This window comes from Metapseudomonas resinovorans (assembly GCF_002003485.1).
In the GTDB taxonomy this organism is placed as follows: domain Bacteria; phylum Pseudomonadota; class Gammaproteobacteria; order Pseudomonadales; family Pseudomonadaceae; genus Metapseudomonas; species Metapseudomonas resinovorans_D.
Genome location: NZ_BDMA01000064.1, coordinates 35152 through 43679, shown reverse-complemented (window position 1 = coordinate 43679; position 8528 = coordinate 35152). Strand labels below are relative to the sequence as shown.

Here is an 8528-nt window from a genome sequence, read left to right as displayed (position 1 = left end):
GCGCATGGCCTACGGCTATCGGGACAGCGACTTCTTTTTCATGAAAATCAAAGCCGCCTTCCCCGGTAATCCGTGAAGAACCAAAAAAAAGCCCGGCTACGGGGGCCGGGCTTGAGAAAGTCTCCTCACAGGGAGGAGAACGCTGTAGCAGTCGTCGATCAGGCAGCGGTCTGCGGAGCGGCTGGAGCTTCGGACTTGCCGCCGGAAGCCAGCTCGCGCTGCAGGGTGTTTTCGTCCAGCTGTTTGCACCACTTGGCGACCACGATGGTGGCAACGCCGTTGCCGATCAGGTTGGTCAGGGCGCGGGCTTCGGACATGAAGCGGTCGATGCCGAGGATCAGCGCCAGGCCGGCAACCGGCAGGTGGCCAACGGCGGACAGGGTGGCGGCCAGCACGATGAAGCCGGAACCGGTGACACCGGCGGCGCCCTTGGAGGCGATCAGCAGCACGGCCAGCAGGGTCAGCTGGTGGGTGAGGTCCATGGGGGTGTCAGTGGCCTGGGCAATGAACACCGCCGCCATGGTCAGGTAGATGGAGGTGCCGTCCAGGTTGAAGGAGTAGCCAGTGGGGATCACCAGACCCACCACGGACTTATTGGCACCCAGCTTTTCCATCTTGTTCAGCATGCGCGGCAGGGCCGACTCGGACGACGAGGTGCCGAGCACGATCAGCAGTTCTTCGCGGATGTACTTGATGAAGCGCAGGATGCTGAAGCCGTGGGCACGGGCGATACCACCCAGGACCACCAGGATGAAGAACACGCAGGTGATGTAGAAGCACAGCATCAGTTGGCCGAGCTGCACCAGCGAACCCACGCCGTACTGGCCGATGGTGAAGGCCATGGCGCCGAAGGCACCGATGGGAGCGACCTTCATGATCATGTTGATGATGCCGAACATGACCTGGGCGATGCGGTCGATGAACTCCAGCACCGGCTTGCCGTAGTCACCCATGCGTTGCAGGGCGAAGGCGAAGATCACGGAGAAGAACAGCACCTGCAGGATGTCACCCGAGGCGAAGGCGCCGACGATGGTGCTGGGGATCACGTTGAGCAGGAAGGCAATGGTGCTCTGTTGTTCGCCAGCGGCGGCGAAGGCAGCAATGCCCTTGGTGTCCAGGGTGGACGGATCGACATGCATGCCGACGCCAGGCTGGACGATGTTGACCACTACCAGGCCGATGAGCAGGGCAACAGTAGAAACGATTTCGAAATACAGCAGCGCGTAGCCGCCGGTCTTACCCACTGCCTTCATGTCCTGCATGCCGGCGATGCCGCTGACCACTGTGCAGAAGATGATGGGCGCGATGGCCATCTTGATCAGTTTGACGAAGCCGTCACCCAGGGGTTTGAGCGCAACGCCCGTCTCTGGATAGAAGTGCCCCAGCAGGATGCCGATGGCGATGGCGACGATGACCTGGACGTACAGGCTCTTGTAGAACGGTTGGCGGGACATGGCAGTGTTCCTTTCAAGTGATCCCGACCTGTTCCGTAAGGCCTGGCGTCACTGTGATCGACGGATCTCCCTGTCTGGGAGACTTTTGTTGTTGTGCGGTCCAGTCGAATGGACGGCACTGTCTCCATAGCAGCCACTGTGCCAAGTCTTATAATTTATAAAAATTCTTATATTTCAATCACTTACTAATACATCAAGCTTGAATCGATGTGCTGATCGGGCGGATTTCCGCCAGAGCCCCAGGGGGATTTCCGCCACTCGCACCCTTGTGGCCGCCTCCAGCCGCGCCCTAAGATCGGCCTCCCCGACCACGGATCAGCCTCATGCGCGAGCGCACCATCGCCAGCCATTTCGTCCGGGCCGCCCTGGGCGGTGCCCTGCGCCACGGCGTGGACTGCACCTCCTTGCTGCGTGCCGCCGGTATCCAGCCCGCCGTGCTGGACGAACCACGGGCACGGGTGGCGCCCGAGCAGTTCGCGCGGCTGATGCAGGTGCTCTGGGAAGCGCTCGACGACGAGTACATGGGCTTTGGCCGGCAACCCAGCAAACGCGGCACCTTCGCCATGATGTGCCACGCCATCATCCATTGCCGCAGTCTGGAAAAGGCCCTGGTCAGGGGCACGCTTTTTTATGGTCTATTCCCCGATTCGCCGCGAATCCAGCTGGAACGGGAAGGCGACTTCGCCGTCCTGACGGTGGATGACACATTGCTCCGCGACCCGGACCACTTCCTGGTGGAAAGCCTGCTGGTTATCTGGCATCGGCTCGGCAGCTGGCTGATCGGCCAGCGCATCCGGCTGGAGGAAGCCACCTTCAGCTACGCCAAGCCAGCCCACGCCGCCGAATACGAACTGCTCTTCCCCACCAGCCGCCACTTCGAGGCGCCACGCATCAGCCTGCGCTTCCATTCGCGCTACCTGGCCATGCCCCTGCTGCAGGACGAACGCACCCTCAAGCACTTCCTTGAACATTCCCCGGCCGATCTGCTCGCTCGCCCCGACGGCGGCGACAGCCTCACCAGCCAGATCCGCCGCCTGCTCGGCCGCGACTGCCGCACCTGGCCAGACCTGGAAGCAGTCGCCCAGCACCTGCACATCAGTCCGCAGACCCTGCGCCGACATCTGCGGGAAGAAGGTTCGAGTTTCCAGGAACTGAAGGACCATCTGCGCCGCGACCTGGCCATCTACCACCTCGGCCGGGATGAACTCTCGATCCAGGACATCGCCGAGCAGCTGGGCTTTTCCGAACCCTCGGCATTCCACCGGGCGTTCAAGAAGTGGACCGGGCTTACGCCTGGGGTTTATCGGGCGCAGGAGGCTTGAGCCGCGCTGGGATGTAGGGGCGAATTCATTCGCCAAGCAGAACGCAGTTCTGCCGTAGGTTGGTGCCGAGGAACGAGGCCCAACACTTCGGGCCCTCACCCCCTCCCCTCTCCCAGAGGGCGAGGGGAGAAAAGCAGATCAAATCAACGGAAACCGAATCCTGAACTCCGCTCCACCCAGCGACGACTCTTCGAGGAACAGCTCGCCGTCGTAGCTCTCGATGATGTCCTTGACCACCGCCGTACCGATGCCCTGCCCCGGATGCTGCGCATCCAGGCGTTCGCCGCGCTTGAGGATTCGATCACGCTGGCCCTCCGGTACGCCGGGGCCGTCGTCTTCCACCTTGAGCTCGCAATGACCGTCGCGCACGTGGGCGCTGACCCGGATCTCCCCCAGGCACAGGCGGAAGGCGTTCTCCAGCAGGTTGCCGAGCATCTCCAACAAGGCGCCCTGCTCCATGGGGATCATCAGGTCCTTGTCGAAATCCCGTTCGACCCGCACGCGCTTCTCCCGATAGACCTTGTCCAGCGCGTCGCAGAGGGTGTCCAGCAAGGGCGCCAGGTGCACCCGGTGACGTACCAGGCCGCTCTTGCGCAATGACGCTCGTTGCAGTTGATAGCTGATCTGCTGGCTCATGCGCTCGATCTGGCTCTGCAGCACCCGCGCCTGCTGGCGGTCATCGGGTTTGGCGGCGATGTTCTCGCTGACGCCCTGCAGCACGGAGAGCGGCGTCTTCAAGCTGTGGGCAAGGTCGTCCAGTGAGTTGCGATAGCGCTCGCGCTGGCGGCGTTCGCTGTCCAGCAGGCGGTTGAGTGATTTGGTCAGGCGCAGCAGCTCGCGGGGGTGTTCGTCACTCAGGCTGTCGCGGCTGCCGGATTCCACCTGGTCCAGCTCGGCACTCAGGCCGCGCAGGCTGCGAAAGCCCCAGGTCAGGCCGAACCAGAGCAGCCCGAGCAGCACCAGCAACGCGCCCCCCAGCCAGAGATAGAGCTGCTTGAGGAACCCGTCGTACATGGACTGGTAGTCGCTCACCGGCTGCATGGTGACGACACTGTAGGCAGCCCGTTGTCCGCGCAACAGGTCCACCTCCATGTCGTAGACGAAGAACTCGCGACCCCTGGCATCGGCGACCCGGAGAAACTCGTGCCCCTGGCCGTCGTAGCGCGGCCGGTAGGTCACCTGCTCGTCCCGTGAAGACAGCGACTGCCAGACCAGGACGCCTTCACTGTCGTAGATGTAGCCCAACTGGCTGGCTTCCAGGTTGTCGAACTCCTCGTTCGGCAGCTTGTCGGGCATCTCCAGCTGACCGTTTTCCACCCGGGCCGCCGCGATCAGCGCACTGGCATCGGCCGCCAGGCGCTGTTCGATGGACTGGTCGAGGGCGATCACGAACGCCCCGCGCAGCGCCGGCAGCAGCGCTAGCATGAACAGCACCGCCATAGCCGCCGCACCGAGCATCAGTCGCAGACGCAGCGACCACCCAGTGGGGTGGAAGAAGCCTCGCCATCGCTGGGTCATCGGCAGCGCTCGGTGAACAGGTAGCCCTGGCCGCGCACGGTGTCGATCGGCTTGAAGCCACTGCCGCCCTCCAACTTGCGGCGCAGGCGCCCGACCAGCACTTCGATCACATTGGGGTCGCGCTCTTCGTCATTCGGATACAGCTGCTCCATCAGCCGCTCCTTGGCCACCACCTGCTGGTGATGACGCATGAGGTATTCAAGGATGCGGTATTCGTAGGCGGTGAGCGCCACCGGCTCGCCATCCAGCTGTGCCTGCTTGCGGTTCAGGTCCAGCAGCAGAGGGCCCGCCTCTATCGTCGACTGGACGAACCCCGAAGAGCGCCGCAACAGCGCATTGAGCCGCGCCTCCAGTTCCTCGAACTGGAACGGCTTGACCACATAGTCGTCGGCACCGGCAGCCAGTCCCTCGACCTTGTCCTGCCAGTTGCCACGGGCGGTAAGAATGAGGATGGGGAAACTCTTGCCCTGGCTGCGCAGCTGGCGGATCAGGTCCAGCCCGCTCATGCCCGGAAGGCCGAGATCGACCACGGCCAGGTCATGGTTGTACTCCGCAGCACGATAAAGCGCTTCCTCGGCGTCGGGCACCGCATCCACGACGTGTCCCTGCTCGCCAAGACGGGTGTAGAGGTGATGGCGCAACAGCGCCTCGTCTTCCACGACCAGCAGTTTCATGGGCCGTTCTCCCTTTCATAGAGGCGGCCGGGCAAATGCCCGGCCTGTTGCATGGAACGCATCAGAACTTGTAGTTGGCGCCCAGGTAGGCCTGGCCGCTGCTGTGCAGGTCCAGGGAGCCCAGGCGCGGACCTCCGTGTTCGCCCATGTCGGTGCTGACGTTGGTACGCAGGTAACGGTAGCCGGCCTCGATCGACGCGTTCTTGCTCAGGTCCTGGAGAATACCGGCCTGCAGACCAGCAGCGTAGTTGATGTTGCTGTCGCGACTCATGGCCTTGCTTTCCTGCTCGAGCTTGACCAGGCCGAGGGTCGCGCCGCCGAACAGCTTGGTGTTGTAGTCGCCCACCGGCACGAACACGTCGTAGCTGCCGAGCAGGTTCTGCTGACGCAGCTTGTAGCCACCGTCGGTATCGGAGAAGTTCTCGTAGGTCATGTAGTAGCGGCCGCCGTCAGTCTGCTGGCCGGCACGTACACCCCAGGTGTCGGTCTTGTGAATGACCTTGTCCAGGTTGGGGTTGTTCAGGTTCGCGTTCAGCGAATCGGACTTCTGGATATTGTTGTTGGTCTGACCCCAGGTCAGGCCGACGAAGTTGTCCGCGGCCTGGGCGCCGGCGGCGGCAAGGGCCAGGGCGGAAGCGAGGGCGATACGACTGAAGGTACGGTTCATGATGCGATTCCTCTTCGAGTGGTCGAGTAGTTGGCTGAACTCGGGGCTAGATTGCCCATCGACCACTGAACCGCTCCTGAACCCTCCTTGAACCTGAGCTGAACGAAACTTCTTACCCTGTCTGAAGCCCTATCCGTCAGGCGTCTGCTCATCCCTCGCGCCCTGAATCGCGAGCAAAAAAAACGGGAGCCCATCCGGGCTCCCGCACTCAATTCAGAGAAAATGTCCGGAACCGGCACTGCCGGTCTTCCAGACTACAACCTCACCTGCGTTCCAGAAGAAACGCCCGGCTAGTCTGGCAAAAACCGGGGCCTGGCTTCCGTTTCGCTTTGTTTGCCATTTGCAAACATATGTAAACGGCTGCGCCGCTGGCCGATTCTGACAACGCCGGGCAGAATGCCGCCATGACTTCGATCCACCCCGCCTGCTGCAGCCCCTTCGACGCCACCTGGCCCTTCCCTGAAGCCCTGTCGGGTGTGGTCATGCGCTCCTGCCGCTTTGACCCAGCCCTGCTCGCCGCCGACGACTTTCCGCGCAGCGCCATTGCCGCACCGGCCAATATCCAGCGCTCGGTGGCCAAGCGGCAGACGGAATTCCTCGCCGGCCGCCTCTGCGCCCGCGCGGCGCTCGTCGCCCTGACCGGCCGCGCCGATGTGCCCGCCCTCGGGGAAGATCGTGCACCGGTCTGGCCGGTCGGTATCACCGGCTCCATCAGCCACAGCCACGGCCTGGCCACCGCCCTGGTCGCCAACGCCAATCAGTGGCGTGGCCTGGGCCTGGACCTGGAAGAACCCATGTCGGCCGAACGCGCCCTGCGCCTGGCGGAAGAAATCCTCACGCCGGCCGAACTGCAACGATTGGACGGCCTCACCCCCGACCAGCAGGCCCGGCGCATCACCCTGACCTTCTCTATCAAGGAGAGCCTGTTCAAGGCCCTCTACCCCATCGTGCAAAAGCGCTTCTACTTCCACGATGCGGAGCTGCTGGATTGCGATGACGCGCGAGCGCGCCTCAGGTTGCTGATCGACCTGTCGGCGGAATGGAAGACCGGGAGTGAGCTGGAAGGCTGGCATTGCGACTTCCAGGGGCGGTTGCTGAGCCTGGTGGCAGTCGCTGCCTGAGTCAGAGTTCCTTGTAGGGGCGAATTCATTCGCCAAGGGCAGCGCAGCTGCCCCGGATTCGATGGGCAGACCTTCGGCCTGCTTGGCGAATGAATTCGCCCCTACAGGGTGCCCCGTCGGCAGTGTTACAGCGTCTCCGCCTCGCTCTGCCGCCGCGGCCACACCAGGCTGAAGCGCGCGCCACCCAGCGTTTCGCTGCGACTGATCTGCGCGCGACCGGCGTGCCAATAGATGATGCGCCGCACGATGGACAGCCCCAGCCCATGGCCGCCAGAGGCGCGGGTGCGGCTGTCGTCCAGGCGCATGAAGGGTTTGAAGATCTTTTCCCACTGACTTTCCGGCACGCCGGGGCCATCGTCCTCGACATCGATGCGGCAACGCTTGTGGCCGATCTGGTAGTTCAGCTGAACCCGCGACTCGGCATGGCGCATGGCGTTGCTCACCAGATTCTGCAGGGCGCGGTGCAAGTAACGCGGTTCAGCCTCGACCCAGGCACCATCGGTCCCGACGTTCAGGCACAGGCCGCGCTCGATGCGCACATTGGCGCGCAGATGGGAAAGCTCGGCGATCACCTGGTCGAACAAGGCATCCAGGTCCACGCGCTGGAAATGCAGGGCCGGCGAGCCCTGCTCCAGGCGCGCGTAAGTCAGCATCTCGTCCACCAGCTTGTCCAGCTCCTGGATATCGCTGTCCATGCCATCCATGTACTTGCGCCGGGCACTCTCGCTTTCGGCGTCGGCGATCATCTCCAGACCGAAACGCAGTCGCGCCACTGGGGTACGCAGCTCGTGGGATACGGCGCGGATCAGTTCCCGCTGCAGCATCAACAGGCGCTGCAACTGCTCGGCCATACCGTTGAACGCCGCCGCCAGACGCCCTACTGAGTCCGCGCCCCTGGCCGGCACCCGCGCATCCAGCTTGCCCTGAGCGATGTCGGTGGCGGCACTTTCCAGTCCCATCAAGCGATGTTCCAGCTGCCGCACCAGGAAGTAGACGGTCAGGCCGATCAAGGTCAGGCCAAGCAAGCCGATCAGCACCAGCATCTGCGGTGGATAAGGGTTCATCTGGTGCAGCGGGCCCATCTCCAGTACCCAGGGCGTGTCCACCATCCCGGCGAATACTCGGATGGAATCGCCATCCTTGCCCAGAGCCATCACCGTATCGCCCTCATCCACCCGGCGGCGCTGGTCGATGTCGAGATCGGCGCTCCTCAACGGGATCAGACGCAGGTCGAAGCCGAACTGCTTGTTCTCCTTGAGCGACGCCAGACGCTGGGGTTGCTCGTTGACCGGGAAGCGCACCAGCTCATCCATCAATAGATAGACGGTGGCCCGTGCCAACTGCTCGCTGATCTGCTCCACCTCGCCGGTAAGCAACAGGCGTTCGCTCATGCTGACCAGGCCATAAACCCGCGCAGCATGCGGACCGGTCTGCTCAACCAGCACCTGGCCACGCACCAGACGGCTGCGCGCGCTGCTGTCCAGCTTCGAGGCGTCCATGGATTCCAGTTTCAAGGGAATGCCCAGCAGGCGCCCCCAGAGCACTACCGCGCGGCGGCGCTCCACTTCGTTCATGGGCTGGAGATTGTCCGCCATCAGGCGGAAGGTGCCGCGGGCGAGGCTCTCGCGGTACTGGTCGGAGCGCACTTCGTTGACCTGGTGAATGGTGAACGCGCCGAGAAGCGCCACCAGCACCAGCGTCACCAGCATGCCGCCATAGATACGCAGGAAGATCGAGTTCATGCCCAATTGCTCAAATGGTGACCAAAGGCG

Annotated in this window: 7 protein-coding genes; 2 read left to right on the top strand and 5 right to left on the bottom strand. The window is 63.3% G+C overall.

Annotated elements, in window-relative coordinates:
* Nucleotides 1-158: 158 nt before the first annotated feature.
* Entirely contained in the window at nucleotides 159-1454 is a 1296-nt protein-coding gene (locus MnOB_RS17640) for a dicarboxylate/amino acid:cation symporter (protein ID WP_077525531.1), read from the bottom strand.
* 323 nt (nucleotides 1455-1777) lie between these two features.
* Between MnOB_RS17640 and MnOB_RS17635 the strand changes: the two genes are divergently transcribed.
* On the top strand, nucleotides 1778-2776 hold the full coding sequence (locus MnOB_RS17635; RefSeq protein WP_077525530.1) for an AraC family transcriptional regulator: 999 nt from the start codon (nucleotides 1778-1780) through the stop codon (nucleotides 2774-2776).
* A 138-nt stretch (nucleotides 2777-2914) separates the two neighbouring features.
* On the opposite strand, the gene MnOB_RS17630 is transcribed toward MnOB_RS17635, so the two are convergent.
* From MnOB_RS17630 to MnOB_RS17620, 3 genes are all read right to left on the bottom strand, one after another.
* On the bottom strand, nucleotides 2915-4294 hold the full coding sequence (locus tag MnOB_RS17630) for an ATP-binding protein (protein WP_077525529.1): 1380 nt from the start codon (nucleotides 4292-4294) through the stop codon (nucleotides 2915-2917).
* Nucleotides 4291-4968, bottom strand: coding sequence for a response regulator (locus MnOB_RS17625; protein WP_077525528.1), 678 nt, complete (start codon nucleotides 4966-4968; stop codon nucleotides 4291-4293). Before MnOB_RS17625 ends, MnOB_RS17630 begins: the two co-directional genes overlap by 4 nt.
* 61 nt (nucleotides 4969-5029) lie before the next feature.
* Entirely contained in the window at nucleotides 5030-5635 is a 606-nt protein-coding gene (locus MnOB_RS17620) for an outer membrane beta-barrel protein (protein ID WP_077525527.1), read from the bottom strand.
* A gap of 404 nt (nucleotides 5636-6039) precedes the next feature.
* On the opposite strand from MnOB_RS17620, the gene MnOB_RS17615 reads away from it, so the two are divergent.
* Nucleotides 6040-6756 (top strand): 4'-phosphopantetheinyl transferase family protein, encoded by a 717-nt coding sequence (locus tag MnOB_RS17615; protein ID WP_077525526.1) that lies wholly within the window; start codon nucleotides 6040-6042, stop codon nucleotides 6754-6756.
* Nucleotides 6757-6881: 125 nt separating this feature from the next.
* On the opposite strand, the gene MnOB_RS17610 is transcribed toward MnOB_RS17615, so the two are convergent.
* Nucleotides 6882-8498 (bottom strand): ATP-binding protein, encoded by a 1617-nt coding sequence (locus MnOB_RS17610; RefSeq protein WP_077525525.1) that lies wholly within the window; start codon nucleotides 8496-8498, stop codon nucleotides 6882-6884.
* Nucleotides 8499-8528 lie beyond the last annotated feature (30 nt).